We start from the raw sequence: 21,732 nt of genomic DNA on the forward strand, positions 1-21,732 counted from the left end.
ACTGAGGGATAACCGCTCCCATGCTCCCGATGAAGTAAGAAGCAAATGTCGAGACTTGTCTAGTATTTGTGTAGCAGTTTATACTTTGGTTCGCTTAAGTGTACGAAACTTTAGAAATAATTAACCTCAACCTTTGAAACTATGTCACTGTATGACGAAGACACCTTTGTGGTGTTAGAAACAAACCAGCCAGAGCAGTTTTTGACTGCGGCGGAACTGTTAGAAAAGCTGAAAGCCGTGTTAGCCGAGGAACACGAAGATTTGCCGCAGGAGGTGGATAAAATATCTGGCGTGGAAGCTCAAGCCAAGTATTTAATTGATACTTATTGTGAATTAGATGTCGGGTATGGAAAATTTTTGCAGTGGTATGCAGTGCGCTTGGAAAAGTAATTTTGGGCATCGCGCATTGGGCATCTGGCATCGGGCATCGGGCATCGGGAATCGGGCATCGGGAATCGGGCATCGGGAATCGGGCATCGGGAATCGGGCATCGGGCATGGAGAATTGGTTATTAGAACCAACAAGTAACAAATACCAAATAACAGGTAACAAATAGCAAATAGCAAATAGCAAATAACAACCAACAAATAACTTATGCCCTATGCCCTATGCCCCATGCCCCATGCCCAATTCCCAATTCCCAATTCCCAATGGTTAATCTTCTAACTGTTGAACCGATGATACTTCTACTGCGGTAACATCGATCGTACCGGGCGGTGTCAAGCGACTAAAATGACCTTCCTCTATTTGCAGAGGTTCGCCGCAGTTGGCACACTGAAACTGAGTTTGATTTAAAGCTGTAAATTCGTATTGACAAACTGGACACTTATCTTCAATTAAATTGCGTTTCAGCCACCACTGAAGCGCGAAAAATGCGACCACAGGTGTCAGCAACAAAAAAGCTACTACAATCAACACTGATTTAACTACCCAACCCAAACCAATTGACACCAACAAACACGCGATGCCCAGCAGTATCAGCCAATTACTAATACGGGGTAGCTTGAAAGATATTTTGGGGCTGCCTTGGTTCACGGTGGTCTCCTTGGGTGTCTTTGCAGGTAGGCATAACTGCTACATAAGATTGACATAAAGCGGACAAGACTGACATCTCGGACACTTAAAACTTATTTCCTGTGTCTGCGTAGGGAGTCGGCTCCTTCTACTCAACAGGCGTTAATTCAGGACTAGCCATCCTTACTCGATCTTTTGGGACTGATGCTAAATTAATCGCAGCATTCAAGTCTCGATGACAATTGTTACCGCAAGACTCACAAACAAACATTCGCGCTTGAAGTGGCATCGGTTGAACGTGGCTGCAGCTTGAGCAAGTTTTAGATGAGGGATACCATCTATCTACCAGTTCGACAACAGTGCCGTAAATGGGAGATTTATAAGTGAGAAAGCGTCGAAATTCATAAAATCCTGAGTCTACTACTGAAGAAGCCAGTTTGTGATTGGCCACCATCCCAGAAACATTTAAATCTTCGATGCGGATGTGAGCATACTTCTGACTGATTTCTGTCGTTGTTTTCTGCAAGAAATCTCGTCGCCCCTGAGCAATATCGGCGTGTTGTTTAGCCTGATTGCGATAAAATTTCTGAGCGTTTTTCGAGGCTTCAATCCCAAGTTTTCTATTGCCTAATTGCTTGTTTCGATTGCGGTACTGTAGTTTCCCTAGCTTGATTTTCGCTTTTTTTAGGGAATTTGGCAGTTGGTATACCGTACCGTCACTCAAGGTGGCAAAGGTGGAAACTCCTAAATCTATGCCTGTCGGTTCGCATACTTCATGATACAAAGGGGGGATTCTGTCAGCTTTTATTGTAAAACTGACATACCATTTTTCGGCCCTACGGCTGATGGTAAATGTTTGAGAGCAACAGTTGTACCCGATAGATTCTTTCAGGCGAAACGTTCCCAATGTGGGAATTTTTATCCGATTTCCAGCTCTCAGAAATATTGGCCCATTGCTGCTGTCTACGGTAAAGGAGTCCCCGCCTTTCTTGCGTTTGAAATTAGGAAAGCCACTGACCCCGTTAAAAAAGCGTTCTAGGGCGCTATTGAAGGCCCGGAAAGCATTTTGATAAACGCGAGATGATAAAGTGTTAGTCCATTGATATTCTGGTTGTTTTTTGATGAAGTTTGTGAAGGTTTTTTTGATGAGGGCAATTTTTCGAGTACGGCTAACTTTGATATCCATCACGCCCAAGTAAAGGGTACGAGCCAAGTTATAGCAAAACCGAGCGTAACCGGCGTGTCGCGCCATCCTTGTACGTTCTGAATTGTTGAGTTTGAGTTCTAGCTTTAGGGCGTACATAGGCTGGGGAGAGAGTCAGGACTGCCTTCTTCGGATACTAATTTTACCAGTCGCAGCCCACAAAAGACAAGAAAACGGTGTTTTTTTGTCCAATATGTCTTTAATGTCACCAAAAGTATACGAAACTGCCGTTTAGTATCACCTCTATCCTACTCACAAATTCAGGCTGTCGATCGAGTTAATTTTCCCATTGTACACCCAGAAACCGCTCTCTACGGCATAAGCTTATCTGAGTCAGAGGGTTGAAAAATTCCTAGTAATGATTGACAAAGGGATTCAACACTAAATCTTGCGAGGGTTTGTTCCCTCAACCAGTGGCGATCGCACCTTTTATCCTCCCCTCGCAGCATTTCCACACAAGCAACCGCTACTGCTGCTGAATCTCGGTGGGGAACTCGCCATCCCAGTTTACCATCTTGCAGCGGATCGGCTGACCCGTCTGCGTCCCCCGCGAGTACGGGTACTCCGCAAGCCAGCGCTTCCAAATAAACTATACCGAACCCTTCCTGGGAGGGCATTACATAAGCATCGGCCAACTGGTAATGTGCTGCTAAATTTTCTGTCGGTACAAAACCCGCAAATATTACTCTTTCGGTAACTCCCAAGTCATCAGCGAGTTTGGCTAATCTAGATCGATCGTCTCCTCTGCCAATAACTAAGTATTTCACATTCGGAAAAGTTTCGGCTATTTGCGGCAAAGCTTGAATTGTGACATCGACGCCTTTGTAAATATCGCTCGATCGCAATCTGGCTACAGTCATCAATATTTTAGCACCAACCAAATTGTACTGCTCTAATAAATCCTGTGGCTTGTGCCGAGTCGTAAATATATTTACATCTACCGTACAAGGCACTATTTGGAACTTTTCAGGATTTAATTGGTTAATTTTGCAAGTGCGGTCGCGCGTGTACCTGCTAATAGTCCAAATACTGTCAGCTTTACTCATTGCTGTTTGATATTTGGGCCCAAGCGGTTCCCACACTTCCTTGCCGTAAGTTAAAATTGTGTAGGGAATTCCCAAGGGTTGGCACAGAATTTGAATTAGCGGTGCGAGTTTGATGTGACCGCAAAAAACCCGCTGCGGTCGTTTTTGCAGCAAGCGAGTTAGTAATACTGTAGCAAAATTAAGACGACCAAACCAGAGATTCTCGGTTTTGAGATAATAAAATTTCAGATTTCTTGACTCGTAAGGATTGTTGCATTCTTCGGAATCTCGCAACAGCAAAACTTCAGCTTGTGGCGGCGAGGTCGTGTTTGCGGTTATGGACAGGTAAGCTTTGAAAATGTCTTTAACGTAGGATTGTATGCCGCCTTCGCTGGCAAATATTTCTAGGAAACAGAATAGGTGATTTGTCGATCGCATCTCAGATTTAGGCATTGACAGCGCAGACAATTATTGCAGTATAGTAGTGATTTTGCCAATCCGGGCGATCGCCATGATCCAGAGCTTTTAAACCATGTCAATATGACTGTAGTTGTAGGTTTTACAGGCAAATATTTGACTCGCCTACTCTCACCGTTGGTTTTGAGCGACTATCTGCTTTTTTACTAGGGCTTTTTAACGGGCTGCATCGGTGAGTGCGAGACTTTGTTTGCAGTTTACTATAATCTACCGTAATTGACTGTAAACTTAATGATTTTTTACAATATCCTACCCAAGCAAAATTTAAGATTTATTAAGTTGGCGCAGCGCGTCCGACCCGACTGCAGATTAGCAGATCGGTGGCGATATAGGCTCTCGCATCTTTAGTTTGTGCTAAAAGTTTTGTCTATCCAAAGATAGATATCGAGCCAGTATTGAACTGTTATCATCAGCAAATATAGAGAGTTAAATTTAATATGACTCTGCCAGGTTTTAAACACAATTTCTGAAAAATTTTGTCGAAAATATTCTCCTAAAATTTTCTCAGATACTGCTCAAATTAATGCTCATAAAGCCTTTAAAAAAATCAAGCCTCGTTGATTTTTTCGCAGGGAACACAGAGCCTGGATATTCGTATATTGTCTGTTCGCACAAGCAGTCTAACGAGCCGAGCCAGAAAGTTTTACGAGAAGAAAACAAACAAGGTTTTGTACAATCATGTACGAGGAAAAGCCTGTCACCTAAAAAATTAGGTATTCGAGCTTAAACCTGACCAAAGCTAATGTTAGGTTGGCAACGTCATATTTACGAGCAACTCTCTCCAAACGATCCTTCATTGGAGTTTGAGGTGAAACGAGTAACGATCGCACTCAGTCTTTTTAGTCTACTCAGCAGCACTCTGGCAAGTTGCGCCGCAGCTTCCCAGAACGCTCAAAACAGCACGGAAAAAAGCAACTCTGAACTTTCATCAGTTGCTGTAGCAGTCCGTGACCTCGGCAATCCATTCTTCGTACAAGTTGGCAAGGGTGCTGAGGCCGCAGCCAAGAAAATCGGCGGTGCAAACGTGAGGACAACTCTCGTTTCCAGCGGCGACGATTTAAATCAGCAATTTAATCAAATCGAAAACTTTATTGCCTCTAATGTCAGCATGATTGTACTCAATGCTGCTGACACCAAAGGCATTGCCCCGGTTGTCGAAAAAGCCAAGCAAGCCGGAATTCCGATAATTGCAGTTGATACCGCCGCCGAGGGAGGCGTTGATGCCACAGTTACTTCAAATAACGTGCAAGCTGGCGAAGTAAGCTGTCAATATATAGCCGATCGCTTGAAAGGAAAAGGCAGCGTTGTGATTATCAACGGGCCTCCCGTCGCTTCAGTGGTCGAGCGAGTTCAGGGTTGCCAGAGTGTGCTCTCCAAATATCCCGATCTCAAAGTTCTTTCCAAAGATCAGAACGCTGAAGGCAGCCGCGATGGCGGGTTGAGAGTTATGAGCGATTTGCTTACTTCCTTCCCAAAAATTGATGCGGTTTTTGCAATTAATGACCCCTGTGCCATTGGTGCAGAATTAGCAGCCAAACAGGCACAAAGAAGCGAGTTCTTTATTGTTGGAGTCGATGGTGCACCTGAAGCTTTAGATGCCCTCAAGCAGAACAACAGTTTATTTGTGGCTACAGCAGCTCAAGATCCATTTCGCATGGCAGCGAAGGCAGTTGAAGTCGGGAACGACATTCGGAAAGGGAAAAAGCCAGCCAATCCAAACATTCTGATTCCAGTCGCGCTGATTACTCGCGAAAACGTCAATCAACATAAAGGCTGGACAAGTGAGTGACCATTAGTGCCAAGTTAAGACTAAAACCCTTGAGGAATCTCGTTTTTACCCGAGTCTAGATCCCCCTAAATCCCCCTGGTTGTTGGGGAGTAGGGGTTGACTTTGATCGGAATCTTGTCCCCCCCTTCGTAGGGGCGGTGCCCCCGTGCCCGCCCTTGGGGGGGCTAGGGGGGATCTAAGTTTAATAGTCAAGCAGATTTTCTTACGGTATTTACGATGGTAAATAGCACTAAAAATTCAATCCAAACTAAGCCCGTCCTCGAAATGCAAGGTATTAAAAAAACCTTTAACGGTTTTATAGCCTTGCACGATGTAAATATCACCGTTTACCCAGGCGAAGTCCACGCCCTCATGGGGGAAAACGGTGCGGGCAAAAGTACGCTGATGAAAATTCTGGCGGGAGCCTACATAGCCGATGCAGGCGAAATCAGAATTGACGGCGAAGCTGTTAAGATGACAGACCCCGCTCAAGCCAGAGATTTAGGGATAGCAATTATTTATCAAGAACTCAATCTCGCCCCCAATCTGACAGTTGCTGAAAACATTTTTATGGGCAGCGAGATCAAGAAAGGAGGTACATTTCTAGACCAAGATGAAATGCGGCGCAAGGCATCTGAGGTCTTGAAAAACCTCGATGCAAATTTTGAGGCTGGAGACCTGGTTTCGACACTTTCAATTGCCGAACAGCAGCAAGTGGAAATAGCTAGAGCGCTAAAAGATAAAAGCCGAATTTTAGTGATGGACGAGCCGACGGCAGCGCTTTCAGACCGCGAAACAGATAAGCTTTTTGAAGTGGTTCGCCGCTTGCGGAATGAGGGCATTGCTATTATTTATATCAGCCACAGAATGGCAGAAATTTATGCCCTTGCCGATCGCGTGAGCGTCATCCGAGATGGCGGGTATATTGGCTCTCTTGAAAAGCACGAAATTTCTGCCAATCGCCTGGTGGAAATGATGGTGGGTCGTTCTTTACAGGATTTGTACGAAAACAAGCATCAAATAACACCGGGTGCTGTTGTTCTTGAGGTAACAAATTTAAGCGACGGCCGCAAAGTAAAGCCGACCACTTTTCAAATTCATGCGGGCGAAATTCTGGGTTTAGCTGGTTTAGTTGGCGCCGGCAGAACAGAACTTGCCCGCCTAATTTTTGGTGCAGATCGGAAGGTAAGCGGTGAAATAAAACTGGAAGGTCGTCCTCTCAATGTCTCGACACCCGATGAAGGAATGGCCGCCGGAATTGCTTACGTGCCAGAAGATCGCAAGGCTCTCGGACTATTTTTGGAGGCAAGTTCGGGTGAGAATATCACCATGAATGTCCTCGATCGAGAAGCAAAAGCTGGCATTATTAACTCAAATTTTCTGTTGAAAGTTGTCAATGATGCTATTAATAATTTGCAGATTCGCCTTGCAAGTCCGAGCATCAGGGCAATGGATCTGTCTGGGGGAAATCAGCAGAAGTTGCTGCTAGCGCGTTGGTTGGCTATCAACCCAAAGGTGCTTTTGCTAGATGAACCGACGCGGGGTGTGGACATTGGCGCAAAAAGCGAAATTTATCGAATTATTAGCGATTTGGCAGCCAAAGGTGTAGCTATTTTGATGATTTCCAGCGAATTGCCGGAAATTGTGGGAATGAGCGATCGCGTCTTAGTGATGCGAGCAGGAAGCCTCGTCGGTGAAGTAGGCGGATCGACTGGGGAAGCAATTACGCAAGAAAACATTATGGCTTATGCCACTGGTGCAAAAGAGGTAGTAAAATCATGAGTCAAACCCAAACAAAAACCAGCAGAAATTCAGGGAGCGATCGCCAAAAAGGCAGTAAAGCTCAAGCTTGGAGAAATTTTATCCAAGTAGCCGGTATCCTGCCGATTTTGGTTGGTATCTGTATCATTTTTTCCCTGGTAACGCCCAACTTTCTTTCAGTAGGAAATTTGATCAATGTCATCCGGCAAGCATCGATCAATATTGTCCTAGCTACCGGCATGACTTTTGTGATTTTGACGGGCGGAATTGACCTTTCAGTAGGGTCAATTTTGGGCGTGACTGCAGTTGTCGGGGTGCTGGTTTCCTTAGTTCCAGGTCTCGGTTGGTTTGCAGTACCGGCTGCCTTAATAGCCGGAGTCTTTTTGGGATTGCTTAACGGCTCGCTAGTTGCCTATTTAGGTTTGCCTCCGTTCATCGTCACCCTCGGTTCTTACACAGCTTTGCGGGGAGTTGCTTATTTAGTCGCTAACGGCACTACCGTTATCAATAGAAATCTGAATTTTGCTTGGGTAGGTAACAATTATGTCGGCCCAATTCCCTGGTTGGTTATTATCGCTTTCCTTGCAGTTCTAGCGAGTTGGTTTGTCTTGCGGCGGACTGTTCTCGGAAGGCATATTTATGCCGTGGGAGGCAACATTCGGGCAGCACGATTGACAGGTATTAAGGTGAGTCGCGTGCTGTTATTTGTCTATGGCGTGAGTGGGTTGCTTTCTGGTTTAGGTGGAATTATGAGCGCGTCCCGTCTCTACAGTGCGACGGGGATGTTGGGGCAAGGCTACGAATTAGATGCGATCGCTGCTGTAATTTTGGGAGGAACGAGTTTTACAGGTGGAATTGGCACTATTTGGGGTACTTTGCTGGGGGCTTTAATTATTGCCCTGCTCAACAATGGACTAACTCTCATGAATGTGTCTTTCTTCTGGCAGTTAGTTGTGAAAGGTCTGGTGATAATTATCGCAGTGACTATTGACAAAGTTCGCACAGGTTCAAGCGCAGCGTAGGGGAAGCCAACCCCCCCCTGCCCCCCCAAGGGGGAAAAGGAAGAAGGAAGTTCGGCAAAGGATTCTGTAACGAATTTAACGGATGTAACTGAGATATTGCACCTTTCTCAATTACTTGTTTAGGAACGGGCTCTCCGGCCCGTTCCACAAAGAGTGAATTTTTTTGTGGAACGGGCCGGAGAGCCCGTTCTTGAGAATGATGCAATATCGGTTTTTATGTGGAGCTTTGTCCTATGCACATCCACCATTTTCCTCCCCTGATTATTGCTTTTATACTGGGAACACCTGCTGTATTTCTACTAACATCATCCCCAACTTTTGCGGTTCCAATTGATAGATTAGTTGCTCATGAACCGTTAAATACCTTGACAGAAAAACCCTTCGCGCAGGTGAATTCTGTGTCTCAACTCTCGGATGTAAAACCTACTGACTGGGCGTTTCAGGCGCTGCAATCTTTAGTAGAACGCTACGGCTGCATTGTCGGTTATCCCGATGGAACTTACAGAGGAAACCGGGCGCTGACGCGGTACGAATTTGCCGCAGGATTGAATAGCTGTCTCGATCGAGTCAGCGAACTAATTGCCGCAGGAACAACCAACCAGATTACTGGGGAAGATTTAGCGATCGTCCAAAAACTGCAAGAAGAATTTGCAACAGAATTATCGGTGTTGCGGGGTCGAGTCGATGCTCTCGATGCACGCACAGCCGAACTAGAAGCGAATCAGTTCTCGACTACGACGAAGCTGAATGCGGAAATTATCGTGGTGGTAACAGATACCCCTCTACCGCCGGGGAGGTGGCGGTGCTGCTGCCAACTGGACGATCGTCAAAAACCTCACCCTGACTGTGGGCTATGTAGGCGGAAATCCCAATCTCTCGCAGCAAAGTAACGGTTTATTCAACGGTTCATACAATGCTCTGGTTCAGCTTGCCTACCGGAGCGATCGCGGAGCAATTGGCGTAGCCTATTCTCGTACCTTTGCACCAAGCGGTAAAGCCGATCTCACAGGCGGTACGGGCAGTTTTCTGGCTGCGCGACCGTTTGGGGACAATATTGCTACATCCAGCGATTCTGTAGGCGTACAAGGATTCTACCGCCTTGCTCCCCGGTTGCAAGTTCACGGTTGGGGCGTTTATACTCGCGCCAATGCAGAAAATTCTGGTGTTAGCAGCGTTTCTGATGGTAGAGGTGGCGTGGTTTTGCTAAATGTTGACGGTGACGATCGCGCCGATATTGTGTATGCAGCGATCGGGATAAGTTTCCCAGATGTGGGAGGTGAAGGCAACCTACCCGGTATTTTGGTCGGTTTACCAGGTCGCGTGACGAGCAGTAATGTCCGCCGCGAGCGAGATACTTCCTATCACATTGAAGCCTTCTATCGCTTTCAGGTCAACGACAACATTTCCATCACCCCTGCTGCTTGGGTCGTTGTTAATCCTGAGAATGACAGCCGCAACGAAACTCAATGGGTTTGGTTGCTTCGCACTGGCTTTAACTTTTAACCGGAAAGATATTTTACTAACCTAGTCCAGGACGCAAAAACCCAGTTTCTTAACGTAATTGCCTCATTTGAGACGATAATCGCGAGAAACCGGGTTTTTTAGACTGATAGTGCATCCAGGGCTTCATATCGTTTGCGGTGGCATCGGAATAATAAAATCGAGTCAACAGTTAACACTCAACCATTCAGTTTTTCGACCCGCCCGTCAACAGTCAACAGTCAACAGTCAACAATCACCTGACGGTGCAACCGGAATTGATCTCAATTCGATGCCACACAACAAAAAACCCCTACCATCGCTGGCTGGGGTAGAAAATTATCAGGGTGCATCTACTAATATTTGCAACTATAACATACATTTGTGGGGTGTCACCCTTCAGGGGTGACACCCAACGAGGAATTTAGGTCAGAATAAATTATGATTTAATATGCCAATGATTAACAAAGCTTCTATATCATCTCGTTCTGTCCCAGCCGATCTAAAATTTAAGATTTAGAATAAATCTGTGCTAGACCTCAAATTAATCCGAGAAAACCCGCAAGCCGTGCAAGAAAGCCTCAACCTGCGGGGAGGTAACTATGAAATCGAGCCGATTTTGCAATTAGACAAACAGCAGCGGGAGTTGGAAGGCAAGCGATCGCAACTACAAGCCCGCAGCAACGAAATTGCCAAACTCATCGGTCAAAAAAGAAAATCGGGTTTACCCCTCGAATCTCCCGAAATTCAGGAACTGCAGGCAGAAGGCAACGCAGTCGGCACCGAGTCGAACGAATTGCAAGCACAGGAAAAAGAGCTAAAAGCTCAAATAGAAGCTTTATTGCTACCGCTGCCAAACTTGCCGGGTTCGTCAACGCCGATCGGCAAAAATGAAGAGGAAAACGTCGAAATCCGGCGCTGGGGAGACGAATACATTCCCCAAAATTCCGGTATTTTACCGCACTGGGAAATCGGCGAAAAATTAGGAATTATCAACTTTGAACGGGCAGTTAAAATCGCTCAGCCCCGCTTTGTAAGCTTAATGGGGGCTGGTGCAGCCCTGGAAAGAGCGATTATTCAATTCATGCTGGATCGCCACACAAAAGCAGGTTATGTAGAAGTCATTCCCCCATTTTTAGTTAACACTGAATCCCTCACCGCTACGGGTCAATTACCCAAATTTGCTGAAGAAAGTTTCAAGTGCGACCAAGATGATTTGTGGCTAATTCCTACTTCCGAAGTTCCGGTTGTCAATTTGTACAGAGGTGAAATTTTGACAGCAGAACAGTTGCCAATTTATCACTGTTCTTATACTCCTTGTTTTCGCCGCGAAGCTGGCAGTTACGGCAAAGATACGCGGGGATTAATTCGGTTGCATCAATTTAATAAAGTTGAATTGGTGAAACTCGTGCATCCGAGTACCTCCGAGGCAGAACACGAAAAGTTAGTGCAGGATGCTGAGGGAGTTTTGCAGGCGCTGAAATTGCCTTATCGGGCGATCGTACTGTGTACCGGCGACTTGGGTTTCGCTGCTGCCAAAACCTACGATTTAGAGGTGTGGCTGCCATCTGCGGGCAAATACCGCGAGATTTCCAGTTGTTCCAACGTCGCAGATTTTCAGGCGCGGCGGGCAAATATTCGCTTTAAAGAAGCGGGTAAAAAAGGCACTCAATTCGTTCACGCCCTCAACGGTTCCGGTTTAGCTGTGGGCCGGACAATGGCGGCAATTTTGGAGAATTACCAGCAGCCCGACGGAACTATAAAAGTGCCGGAAGCCTTACAACCCTATTTGGGACGGGAAGTTTTATAAGTCACTCGGCGATTGAAATCGCGACTATACAAACGAAGTCCGCGCAACGCGAGACTAAGAAGTAACACTGTTAGAACCCCGACTTCTTCAAGAAGTCGGGGTTCTGGATCTTCTGTTTTTTGAAGTGGCTCTAATTATACCAAATCAGGCATAAATATCCTCCTTATTTCTTAGTCCGCCGAATCATCTTTGTTTGTGTAGTAGCGGTTTCAACCGCTGAATCATCGACGTGGTAATTTATAGTTTAACTAATGCTTCCTTGATATCCAACGCTAAAAATCTATCCAATGCTAGATACATCCAGTAAACAGATAACTGACTATCGCTGCTAGTCTTCTGAAATCCCAAAGCCCGGGACTGTTTTTCGTACATGGGGTGAATCATCAGGGTGTACAAGTCGCAAAGATTTGGAAAATCTGTTTGCATTTCGCCTAAAACTTTTTGGGCGTCTTCGAGAAAAGCAATGCGGTATTCTGACAAATACTGCGGATCGATCATCCAACTGCGGATAAATACTGACTGGCAATTTATATCTCCTGGTAGCGCCATATTGAAAGGATCGATATCGGAAATAGAACTTAAATGAAGGCTTTTGCTAGGAGCGTTAAAAAAATTGACTTCAGATTCGCTAACTGTGGGATAAAGTAAGTAAAACCCGACTGGATTGAGGTTATCTGAGCGCCGCAAAACTCGCATTCCCTTTGAGTATTGACTGGCAAAAAGCCGGAGTATTTTAGCAATTTTGTGGGGAACGGCGTTAGTGTTGCGGTTCATCCAGTTGTAATTGGTAGCTAATAAATTGGCAACGATAATTGCGTCGCACCGAGGGTTGAAATCATCTAATTGGAGTTGTACAGGATTTTGAGGTTCGGCGCCCTCGAAAATTTCTGAAACTGGTTGAATTTGAATTGCCGTAGTGTTACCGTCAAAGTGTTTTGCGATTAATCCGAGTGCTGCTAATTTATCTAACATCATTCCGGCGGCGCGATCGCTCCCGCGATCGGAATCGCAGTAAAATAGTTCGGCGGCTTCCCGGTGAGTGCACTGCACTTCTGTTGCTGGCACTTCCAGTTTCGCCAGCGGTGGTTTGATACGGGGCTGGCTTTCCTGAAGCTGTTTCACCGATAAGTAAACCCAAAGCCTGATAAAGCATTCAGCCCTAGTGCGAGTTACGCCTACTCGTTTCATCAACAGCGAAACAGCCGTGCGGCGTTGAGAAGGAGAATACCAAGTATCTAGTTTTGCAATATCCATTTCAGTCGGGAAGCAGCTAAGGAACTCTAGTTACATATTGGCTCAATTACCATAAACTTCACCCCACTTCAGGTTACTTGTTGCCTCTGTTGCTCAACTTGCCTGATTTCCGGCGACTCTACAAGATAGCTGCTTGCTCCTTGCAAGTTCACTGCTTCACACAGCACAATCAATTTTAGATGTTTTCTGGCTTGATTTAAGAAACCAACGCACCCGACTAAATTAGCAACTTTGGAGGTTTACGCCATGTACAGTGCTTATATCAATCGGATTGGAAAATTTTTGCCGGGAGAACCGATTAATAATGATGAGATGGAAGAATATCTTGGCAAAATTGCCTCGCGCCCTTCGAGAGTCAGGCAGCGAATTCTCAACAGCAACGGGATTCAACAGCGCTACTACGCGATCGACAAACAGCAGCAAACACTATATTCTAACAGCCAAATGGCCGCGTTTGCCGTCCGTGACGCGATCGCCCAGGCAAATTTGGAACCAGGGGCGATCGACTTATTGGCCTGCGCTACTACTTTACCAGATTTATTAGTACCGGGATTTGCCAGCACAGTACATGGGGAACTTTCCGAATTATCTCCCCTAGAAATAGTGTCAACTCAAGGAGTTTGCTGTGCCGGAGTTAGTGCTTTAAATTACGCCGCCTCTCAAATCGAACTCGGCAAAAAACAAACCGCCATTGCCGTCGCTTCCGAATTTCCCTCGCGCCTGTTCAAAAACACCAAATTTGAAACAGAGACTTCACTGCAAGCGGGAAAAACCCTGTCTTTCGATACAGAATTTCTCCGCTGGATGCTCTCCGACGGTGCCGGATCATTGTTGATCCAAAACCATCCCAGCGCAACAGGAATTAGTTTAAAAATAGAATGGATTGAACTCGTTTCTCACGCCAATGCTTATCCTGTTTGTATGTATTCAGGATTAGCCAACGAAACATCCACTAAAAGCTGGCTGGATTATTCCTCCTACCTCGATGCAGCCACAGCAGGAGCTTTTGACTTGCGGCAGAATATTCGCTTGCTGGAAAATGTAATGAAATTAGGCGTTGAAGGTTGGCTGCGGTTGATTAAAGCCGGGAGAGTTTGTCCGCAGGAAATCGACTGGCTGCTGTGCCACTATTCGTCTCACTTTTTCCGGGGGCAAATTGTGGAACTTCTGGAACAAGCAGGCTGCATGATTCCTGAAGAAAAATGGTTTACCAACTTATACACACGGGGAAATACAGGCTGCGCCTCGATTTATTTAATGTTAGAGGAATTGTTCAATTCGGGCAAGTTGCAGCCGGGACAGAAAATCTTTTGTTTTGTCCCGGAAAGCGGGCGCTTTACAACGGCATATATGATGTTAACTGCTGTGGAAAATACCCATAAGCCTATGAGTTCTCAATTTTCTAACTTTCACGAGGTTCCGGAAGCTTCGCCTCTCGAAAGCGTTAAACCCGAACACCCCAACTCTCCGCAAGCTTATTTGTTGCGGGAGTTAGCCTGGATTTGGCTGAAGTTCGATCGCGAAATTCGTTCTGTTCCCATTGTCCGCAAATTGTACCGAGGAGAGTTTACAATAGAAGATTATCAAGCTTTGCTGTGCAATCTCCGGCCGCAAGTTGTAGAGGGAGCTCGCTGGATTGCTCGCGCTGCTTCTAACATGAGTGACTTTCGCCTGCGATCGACTTTTATCGGCCATGCTCAAGACGAACACCGCGACTATCAAATGCTAGAACAAAATTATGTTTCTGTGGGCGGTGAATTGGCAAAAATTGTGGAATATGATAAGAATATTGGCAGCGAAGCACTATCAGCTTTTATCTTTCACCAAGCATCGCGGGACAATCCGGTTGATTTAATTGGCAGTATGTTTATTATCGAAGGTTTGGGCAATCGGTTGGCGGGAAAGTGGGCAAAACAAATTCAAGAAACTCTCGGTTTGCAATCCGAACAAGTATCGTTTTTAGCTTATCACGGATCGAATGACGAGTCGCATTTAGCCAAACTGGAAAATTTGATTAATGCCGAATGGATGACAGATGATATTGCCCGCCGCATTGTCAAAACCGCTCGCGTAACTGCTCGTTTATATTTGCTGCAATTGGAGGAAATTCGCTAATGCAAAAGCTGCAAAAACAAGATACCGAAAATCTCCCAGATGAGCGAAAAATCCCTTACGCTACCAAACCCTACAACCGCCGAGATCCGAATGTTTGGGATGTGCTATTTTGCGATCGATCTATTCCCGTCGATTTAGTGGCAAAAGCCTACATGATCCGGGATTTGCAAAACTGGACTCGCAGTTATTTGCTGATTCCGATCAAAGTAATTGCTAACTTGTTGCTGGCGGTAATTATGACAACAAAGCGCCTGTTGCCATTTCAATTCCGCGCTTACACTTTAATGCACAAATCGGCTGCATTTTTCCTAAATAACTTTGTCTCGCCCGAAGCTTGTTATTTAATTGTCCGACACATCTGCATCGGCTCCAACATTATCAACTTCTTGATTGACAACGGCCCCGACACCCAGATAGAAAAGTCAAAGCTTTATCCGCGTACTGTTAGCGATTTAGCTGAGAATGCGTTTCTCGAACACGACTTAATTCTCTATAACTTTGTCTGGGATTACAACCAAGCAATGCTGACAAATCCTAACTGGTTGCAAGTCGTCAAAAAACGGGGAATAAATTATGATAGTATTCAACCAGTAGAAGTGGTCATAGATTTTGAAAAACGCAGATGGCTAAATATTCTGGATTTAGAATCGGCGATCGAATTGTTTAAAGTCTTTTATTCTCTGTGTTTGACTAGCGACGAATTTGCGCGAGCAGTGATGTCGCTTCAGTTAGATGAAAACTTCGGACTGTACGTCAGCGAGATTACCGGAAATTGCGACTGGAATCATGTAATTGTCAATCGCCATCCGCTAGCACCAAACAGTCCGTTTAATGCGGCACGCGACTTGTTTTTGCACGGGATAGTTTCGGAATATCTCTATCGGTATTTGGAACTCCAAAAAGAGATGAACTCAACTCCGATTAAATAACCCTAAATACCCGTAGGGGCGGGTTTTACAAATAATATTTAAGAAGCGCAAACAATCTAGATAAACCCGCCCCCACACAACGAATAATCTACATCAACCCTGTCTGTGTTCGCATCGAAAAAATGTACATTTGGATTGTTCGTCTTGGGAGGGCGGGTTTGTCAGATTATTCGTTTCCGACATAGAGGGTTGGTAAAACCCGCCCCTACGCAATCTGAAATTATAGTTGATTTTTCAGGTATAAAATTAATAGGAAAAGTCAAGCTGCTGCTAGCTGTGCTTGTTCTGCGGCTTGGGGCAAATTTTGACTTACGACAATCCACTTGCCTGTAAGTGGGTCGCGGTAAGTAATAAACGGATTAGATTTTAAAGGTTGACTGCAAGGTTTAGCGCCCATTTCTACACACTCCCAATAAATGGTATTGAATAACTACTACAACACCATACCTTTAATAATCGGATATTTTGCCTAAAATCCGCGTGATTTATACCTGAACAATAGGTGATATTTTAGGTATGTTTTGGTGACCTAGAACACTGCCTAATGTGATTTAAAACTGCGTTGGCAGTGAGCTGTATCACCAAAAACCTTCTGTAAAAAAAATCTGCCTTCTGGTTTTTACCTTCTACCTTTAAGAAGACCACTATTTTCAGTATACATCTGATATTATTAAGTAAGGTAAAGACGTTTATCAGAGATCCCCTCACAAACTTATGGTGCTATTTGGATTTGGCAAAAAGTCGAGCCTGCCCTCTCCCCAAGAAGCCTTGCCGGGGCGGGCAGAGTCGATGTCGGTACCGACAACTCACTTTGTTAACGGCAATCCGCTCAAACCTCCCTTTCCAAACGGCATGGAGACTGCGTTGTTTGGCCTGGGCTGTTTTTGGGGAGCGGAACGCAAATTTTGGCAGCAAAATGGAGTTTTTTCGACGGCTGTTGGCTACGCGGCGGGGATTACTCCGAATCCTACTTACAACGAAGTTTGCAGCGGGATGACGGGACATAATGAAGTAGTTCTGGTTGTGTTCGATCCGAAAGTAATTAGTTACGAAACGCTGCTCAAAGTTTTTTGGGAAAGTCACAATCCTACTCAAGGAATGCGTCAGGGCAATGATTCTGGTACTCAGTATCGATCGGGCATTTACACATATTCAGCCAGCCAAAAGCAGCTAGCTGAAGCTTCGCGCGATGCCTACCAGCAGGCTTTGACTCCGGCCGGTTACGGCAAGATTACCACTGAAATTATTGATGCTCCTGAGTTTTATTACGCAGAAAGCTATCATCAGCAGTATCTTGCTAAAAACCCGAATGGTTATTGCGGTTTGGGCGGTACTAAGGTTTGTTTGCCTGCTATGTCTCAGGCTTAAAACTTTTACAAGGGGTAGTTTTTTGGGGCTGTTGCAATAGTCCGGCAGTCCGGCAGGGGTTTAAACCCCTGCCTCAAAGCTTAAGTCGTCTGAAGACGACTGAAAGGTTATTGAGATGGTCAAAGGGATTAGTTGAAAGCAGGTAAAATAATGCTGGCTGGTGTGGTAATTATCAATTTAATGATATCTCTGGTCTGTTTTTATATAGCTGCGAAGGTGGGGAAAATCAGGCGGACGATCGCACGTTTTGAAATGCGGATCGCAGCAATGGAACGCCGCAGCAGCAATGTCCTCAGTATGTCGCCGGATTTCCTTGGTAAAAGGCAGCAAGGTACCCGCCAACTACGACGACGTTATCAACAACTGGAATTGCAACTGCAACAGGTTCAGCAACTTTTGGGATTGCTGGGTTTGGGACGGATGCTTTGGTCCAGGCGCGATCGACGTTTGAGGTAAGCTATCCTAAAATTGCCGCCTGTGCTGACTCCCTAGGGTTTTCAACAATATTTCTACCTTTGTAAAGGGCTGCGATCGGGCAAACGCCCCTAAAATTGGTGTATGGAGAGAAGTTATAAAAATGTCAACTAAACGTTCAGGATTATTTATTGGCGGTTTGCTTGTGGGTTCTGCGATCGGGGCCGTGACTGGCTTGCTGATGGCACCGCGACCCGGCAAGGAGACGCGGCAGATATTGAAAAAATCGGCCGATGCTTTGCCGGAGTTGGCGGAGGATTTATCGACTAGCGTGCAGTTGCAGGCCGATCGACTTTCTGAAACTGCAATCCGAAATTGGGACGAAACTTTGATTAGACTCAAAGAGGCGATCGCGGCAGGTTTGGAAGCGACTCAGCGGGAACGCCAAACCCTGTCGGAAACTGAAGCTGAAGTGAGTCCCCCGTCGCGCCCTCCCATCCGCTAAATGGCATGAAATTCTCCACCCTCAATCCCAGATTCAAGTGAGTGATCCCATATTTTGGCTAGGACTTTCGATTTTGCTAGTGGCAGTTAGCCTGACTGCTGTTTTAGTGACTTTAATACCTGCAGTGCAAGCGCTGGCCCGGGCGGCCCGCAGCGTGGAAAAGCTCGCTGATACGCTTTCTCGCGAATTTCCGCCCACTTTGGAGGCGATTCGCTTGACGGGGCTGGAAATTAGCGAGTTGACGGATGATGTCAGCGAGGGAGTACAAAGTGCGGGCGAGGTTGTCAAACAGGTCGATCGAAGTATTGGTAGCGCCAAAAAGCAGGCGCAAAATGTGCAGGTAACTACTCGCAGCCTGGTGACTGGGGTTAAGGCTGCTTGGAAAACTTTAACTCGCAAGCCACCGATTTCTGGGACAAATCGCCGATCGACAGATAGATTGTCGCCGAGTCAAAGAAGTGCGCTTTCGGTGAGGGATTCGGGTTTGGAGGACAGGTATTCTGGGGTTTACGGTGCCGGTGCGAGTAATGGGGAATCGCCCAGGTTGAGGAGTAGCGAGGGTTCTGGTTTGCCGGGGGATGCTGAAGAGTTTGAGGAAGTGTCGAAGGATTCTTGATAGTCGATCGCTTTTTACCTTGCTTGTTTCAACTTTTGAATTTCCTCCATACTCAATCCTGTTGTTTGAGCGATCGTTGCTTCATCTAATACATCCAGAAGTCCTTTGGCAATTTCGATCGCTTTTGCTTTCACAGCCTGCTTCACAGCTTTAATAGTAGCATTCCGCTGGTCTTGTATGTAAATTTCCTGATGTTCTAAATCTTCCAACTCTTCGCGCGTTAAATCGGCGCGATTCGCAACTTCAAAAGCTTTCTGAATTGCCTGGACTTCTCCCATTTGTTCCGGTACAACTTCTAAACTTTTGGCATTTTTCAGAAAATATATCCACTTATCGGTTAGAGTTTCTAATTCTTCTAATTTTTTGCCGAATTTCGGTAATTCAACAAACACTAACTCGATATCGTAAATTAGATAGTCAACCAGATAATCTCTTTCTTTGAGGACAAAGCGGGAAATTACTTTGTCGAGATTGGGAAACATTTCAAAGTCAGTAATAGTTAAGGCAATTACCGGATTGAGTAGGGTGTAATCTACTCCTGTGTCTAGTTGAATCGAATAAGCTTTAGCAGCATTGTACAATATCCGCTTTTCAAAGCCTTCTATATTCAATACCTGCATTTTGATAATGACTGTTTGCTCGTTATTCAGCTTGGCTCGGATATCTAAGTAAGTATCTTTAACTCCTCTAATTTTGGGGGGTTGATAGGGATTGAGGATTTCTAAAGATTCGATCGCAGAATTACCTTGGTAGAGGATGGCGTTGAGAAAACTGATGAGGATTTCTTTGTTTTGTTCGTCGCCGAAGATTTTTTTAAAGGCAAAATCTGTTTTGGGATTGATAAATCTCATTTGTGAAACGTCGCCTGTGAAGGAATCGTTCTCGATTAACATTATAGTACAATACGGTTCAGTTAGTGCTAAAAAAACCGATCGTGGGTAGGTTGGGTTGAGGAACGAAACCCAACATTTTCCCTACAATTTTCCACGGGCCCAAGCGTATTGGATTATAGCATTTATGCTCTTTGGTTGAGGGTATGATTAGATCGCAAAGCTTTTCAGTAAGATTGGTGCTTGAGGGGCGAGATCCCTTCAGTTAGATTAGTTACTAGATGGGCGATCGCCCATCTAACCGTCTTTATCCAAATCTTCTGTTTTCGGAGTTTCTGAAGTTGAGGGAAATTCTAGTCGAATGTTAATATCAATTGATACTGTATTTTTCTCAATCACACCTATACCAACTATTTTTACTAATGCTTCTGTAGGTACAGAATTATTTATTTTAAATTCAGGAGAAGACTGATTTTTATATCCGGCTTCCTGTAGCCGATCGCAAATATTGCGCCAATTTCCTACAGGTTCGTTAGGTACATCTGCGAGTTTTTTAACATATTGGTATAAAGTTTTACATAAATAAACCTCTGCACTTTTGGAACTCTGAAACAGTTGGCGGGCGATTTCGGCGGGACTGCAACCGGAAAGCAATCCTCGGAGGTAAAGTTTTTCTGTTTCTGTTAGTCCCCTGCGCGATCGAGGTGAGATTTGCCGTTTAGCTTCTGCAAAAGCTTGGTACAGCCTTTCTAAGTCCCAGTGTTTCGCGGCTTCGGCAAATAAGTCTTCCTTTGGTACCATTGTCGGGTGTGGTGAGATGTGACTAACGACAGCATAACGGAAATTGCTAGCGTTTGTTAGTTGCTTGGTATCGGTAGCTAGTGTAGTATTATACTAAGACTAAAGACCTAAGTGTAAATACTTAGATTGACGGGGAGGCGCGATCGCTTCCACTAACGTCAAAGCTAGTATTTGCAAAAGGCAGACGGCGCTAAGAAAGTTTTGTAACAAAAAAGCAGTATTTTGCATAAAACTTGCGGACTCAGCCTGATAGATAAATAGAGCTTTAGAAGTACCGCTACTGTTGCGGTTCATCGGGGCTAAGGGTTCATGAGGGCGATCGGCCGATCGGCTTTTACAACAAACAGTTTATTTAATCCAAGCAAACACAGGGCAAGTCTATGTACTTGTCTCTAATCAACACGAGGGAATAACGTGTCTAATTTTTTCACGCCTGAATTTAATAACGAAAGTGCGATCGCACCTTGGAATGCCAGCCTAGAACCGACTAAGGCTATTATCCCGCAGCTAGATGCTAACCGTGTGCTAACGGGGGGTGTTGGTCAGGAAGTTAATCTCCCGACTTTAATGCCTGAAGCCTATGACAATATCATCTTGCCTGACGATTTGCTAACCCGGATGGCTAATGGGGCAAGTACGGACTCCAACAGCAGTTTACCGGATAGCTCTGTCGATTTGCTAACAGGTCAGGCGATGTCAGAGGTTTATGGGGATTTGAGTAAGTTTGCGGCCGGGCCAGATTTCGCAGCTAAGCTGAATGTGCCTTTTGGGGAAAACTGGGATGCTGCGGCTGCGAAAACCTTAGCAGAAGGATGGTTTCAGGGAGATTTTAGGGATATTCCGCAAGTGAAGATTGTCTCGTCTGCTGAGATTGGTGGGGCGAATGGGGCTTTTGCTGCGGCGACGGATACGATTTATTTATCGAAGGAATTTTTAGCTCAGAATGGGGCGAATCCGGCGGCGGTTGCGGATGTGTTGCTGGAAGAAATCGGGCACTCTGTTGATGCGCGGTTGAATATTACGGATTCACCGGGAGATGAGGGGGCGATTTTTGGGGCGATCGTTCAGGGTAAGGAGTTGAGTCACGGTGAGCTTCAGGGGTTGAAGAGTAAGGACGATCGCGATAGTGTTGTGATCGACGGACACCAATATTTAGTGGAGAAGCAGTTGAGTCAATGGAAAGCTGAATATTTTAACAATATTAATTTAACAGGTACCCCTGTCTTCAGCCGTTATGACAATTCTATCAATTACGACTGGGGTACTGGTGGACCTGGTAATGGAGTGAGGAACGATCAATTTTCGGCTCGTTGGACAGGTTCCTTTAATTTCCAGGGAGG

General features: G+C 45.4%; 20 protein-coding genes and 1 pseudogene. 14 read left to right on the forward strand and 7 right to left on the reverse strand.

Going from position 1 to position 21,732, the window contains the following annotated elements:
- The first annotated feature begins 141 nt into the window (after window positions 1-141).
- Window positions 142-390 (forward strand): chlororespiratory reduction protein 7, encoded by a 249-nt coding sequence (locus QT990_RS24390; protein WP_333144430.1) that lies wholly within the window; start codon window positions 142-144, stop codon window positions 388-390.
- Window positions 391-654: 264 nt separating this feature from the next.
- On the opposite strand, the gene QT990_RS24395 is transcribed toward QT990_RS24390, so the two are convergent.
- The 3 genes from QT990_RS24395 to QT990_RS24405 form a co-directional block, all read right to left on the reverse strand.
- Window positions 655-1,035, reverse strand: coding sequence for a hypothetical protein (locus tag QT990_RS24395; RefSeq protein ID WP_333105913.1), 381 nt, complete (start codon window positions 1,033-1,035; stop codon window positions 655-657).
- A gap of 127 nt (window positions 1,036-1,162) precedes the next feature.
- Window positions 1,163-2,317 carry a transposase gene (locus QT990_RS24400; RefSeq protein WP_333144429.1) on the reverse strand — a complete coding sequence of 385 codons (1,155 nt, stop codon included), beginning with the start codon at window positions 2,315-2,317 and terminating at the stop codon, window positions 1,163-1,165.
- Window positions 2,318-2,529: 212 nt separating this feature from the next.
- On the reverse strand, window positions 2,530-3,696 hold the full coding sequence (locus tag QT990_RS24405) for a glycosyltransferase family 4 protein (protein WP_333144428.1): 1,167 nt from the start codon (window positions 3,694-3,696) through the stop codon (window positions 2,530-2,532).
- A gap of 766 nt (window positions 3,697-4,462) precedes the next feature.
- On the opposite strand from QT990_RS24405, the gene QT990_RS24410 reads away from it, so the two are divergent.
- From QT990_RS24410 to serS, 6 genes and pseudogenes are all read left to right on the forward strand, one after another.
- Complete coding sequence (locus QT990_RS24410) at window positions 4,463-5,509, forward strand: ABC transporter substrate-binding protein (protein ID WP_333465850.1); 1,047 nt, start codon at window positions 4,463-4,465, stop codon at window positions 5,507-5,509.
- A 216-nt stretch (window positions 5,510-5,725) separates the two neighbouring features.
- Window positions 5,726-7,270, forward strand: coding sequence for a sugar ABC transporter ATP-binding protein (locus QT990_RS24415; RefSeq protein ID WP_333144426.1), 1,545 nt, complete (start codon window positions 5,726-5,728; stop codon window positions 7,268-7,270).
- Complete coding sequence (locus tag QT990_RS24420) at window positions 7,267-8,271, forward strand: ABC transporter permease subunit (protein ID WP_333144425.1); 1,005 nt, start codon at window positions 7,267-7,269, stop codon at window positions 8,269-8,271. The genes QT990_RS24415 and QT990_RS24420 overlap by 4 nt, the downstream gene beginning before the upstream one ends.
- Window positions 8,272-8,504: 233 nt before the next feature.
- Window positions 8,505-9,050, forward strand: a pseudogene (locus tag QT990_RS24425) (iron uptake porin); the annotation flags it as partial.
- Between the two features lie 43 nt (window positions 9,051-9,093).
- The gene (locus tag QT990_RS24430; protein WP_333465867.1) at window positions 9,094-9,774 is read left to right on the forward strand and encodes an iron uptake porin; all 681 of its coding nucleotides are present in this window, start codon (window positions 9,094-9,096) and stop codon (window positions 9,772-9,774) included.
- A gap of 505 nt (window positions 9,775-10,279) precedes the next feature.
- Window positions 10,280-11,560 carry a serine--tRNA ligase gene (gene serS, locus QT990_RS24435; protein WP_333105906.1) on the forward strand — a complete coding sequence of 427 codons (1,281 nt, stop codon included), beginning with the start codon at window positions 10,280-10,282 and terminating at the stop codon, window positions 11,558-11,560.
- 237 nt (window positions 11,561-11,797) lie between these two features.
- Here serS and QT990_RS24440 read toward each other — a convergent pair whose 3' ends face one another.
- Window positions 11,798-12,814, reverse strand: a complete 1,017-nt coding sequence (locus QT990_RS24440) for a hypothetical protein (RefSeq protein WP_333465851.1) — start codon at window positions 12,812-12,814, stop codon at window positions 11,798-11,800.
- A 246-nt stretch (window positions 12,815-13,060) separates the two neighbouring features.
- Here QT990_RS24440 and QT990_RS24445 point away from each other — a divergent pair, with 246 nt between their 5' ends.
- Entirely contained in the window at window positions 13,061-14,929 is a 1,869-nt protein-coding gene (locus QT990_RS24445; protein WP_333465852.1) for a 3-oxoacyl-[acyl-carrier-protein] synthase III C-terminal domain-containing protein, read from the forward strand.
- Entirely contained in the window at window positions 14,929-15,858 is a 930-nt protein-coding gene (locus tag QT990_RS24450; RefSeq protein WP_333144421.1) for a DUF6999 family protein, read from the forward strand. Before QT990_RS24445 ends, QT990_RS24450 begins: the two co-directional genes overlap by 1 nt.
- 259 nt (window positions 15,859-16,117) lie before the next feature.
- On the opposite strand, the gene QT990_RS24455 is transcribed toward QT990_RS24450, so the two are convergent.
- A complete protein-coding gene (locus tag QT990_RS24455) occupies window positions 16,118-16,255 on the reverse strand; it encodes a hypothetical protein (protein WP_333144420.1) in 138 nt (45 codons plus the stop codon).
- 317 nt (window positions 16,256-16,572) lie between these two features.
- On the opposite strand from QT990_RS24455, the gene msrA reads away from it, so the two are divergent.
- The 4 genes from msrA (at window position 16,573) to QT990_RS24475 (ending at window position 18,761) form a co-directional block, all read left to right on the forward strand.
- Entirely contained in the window at window positions 16,573-17,226 is a 654-nt protein-coding gene (gene msrA / locus QT990_RS24460; RefSeq protein ID WP_333465853.1) for a peptide-methionine (S)-S-oxide reductase MsrA, read from the forward strand.
- 132 nt (window positions 17,227-17,358) lie between these two features.
- Entirely contained in the window at window positions 17,359-17,682 is a 324-nt protein-coding gene (locus QT990_RS24465; protein ID WP_333411295.1) for a hypothetical protein, read from the forward strand.
- 121 nt (window positions 17,683-17,803) lie between these two features.
- A complete protein-coding gene (locus QT990_RS24470; RefSeq protein ID WP_333105898.1) occupies window positions 17,804-18,145 on the forward strand; it encodes a YtxH domain-containing protein in 342 nt (113 codons plus the stop codon).
- A gap of 37 nt (window positions 18,146-18,182) precedes the next feature.
- A complete protein-coding gene (locus tag QT990_RS24475) occupies window positions 18,183-18,761 on the forward strand; it encodes a DUF948 domain-containing protein (protein ID WP_333411296.1) in 579 nt (192 codons plus the stop codon).
- 14 nt (window positions 18,762-18,775) lie between these two features.
- Here QT990_RS24475 and QT990_RS24480 read toward each other — a convergent pair whose 3' ends face one another.
- Both QT990_RS24480 and QT990_RS24485 read right to left on the reverse strand, forming a co-directional pair.
- Window positions 18,776-19,612 carry an Rpn family recombination-promoting nuclease/putative transposase gene (locus tag QT990_RS24480; RefSeq protein WP_445305449.1) on the reverse strand — a complete coding sequence of 279 codons (837 nt, stop codon included), beginning with the start codon at window positions 19,610-19,612 and terminating at the stop codon, window positions 18,776-18,778.
- 276 nt (window positions 19,613-19,888) lie between these two features.
- A complete protein-coding gene (locus QT990_RS24485) occupies window positions 19,889-20,392 on the reverse strand; it encodes a DNA-binding response regulator (RefSeq protein ID WP_333465855.1) in 504 nt (167 codons plus the stop codon).
- 414 nt (window positions 20,393-20,806) lie between these two features.
- On the opposite strand from QT990_RS24485, the gene QT990_RS24490 reads away from it, so the two are divergent.
- Window positions 20,807-21,732, forward strand: a 926-nt coding sequence (locus tag QT990_RS24490) for a PA14 domain-containing protein (RefSeq protein ID WP_333465856.1), incomplete at its 3' end; no start/stop codon positions are given.

The sequence above is a fragment of the Microcoleus sp. T3_B1 genome (assembly GCF_036700445.1).
Lineage (GTDB): Bacteria > Cyanobacteriota > Cyanobacteriia > Cyanobacteriales > Microcoleaceae > Microcoleus.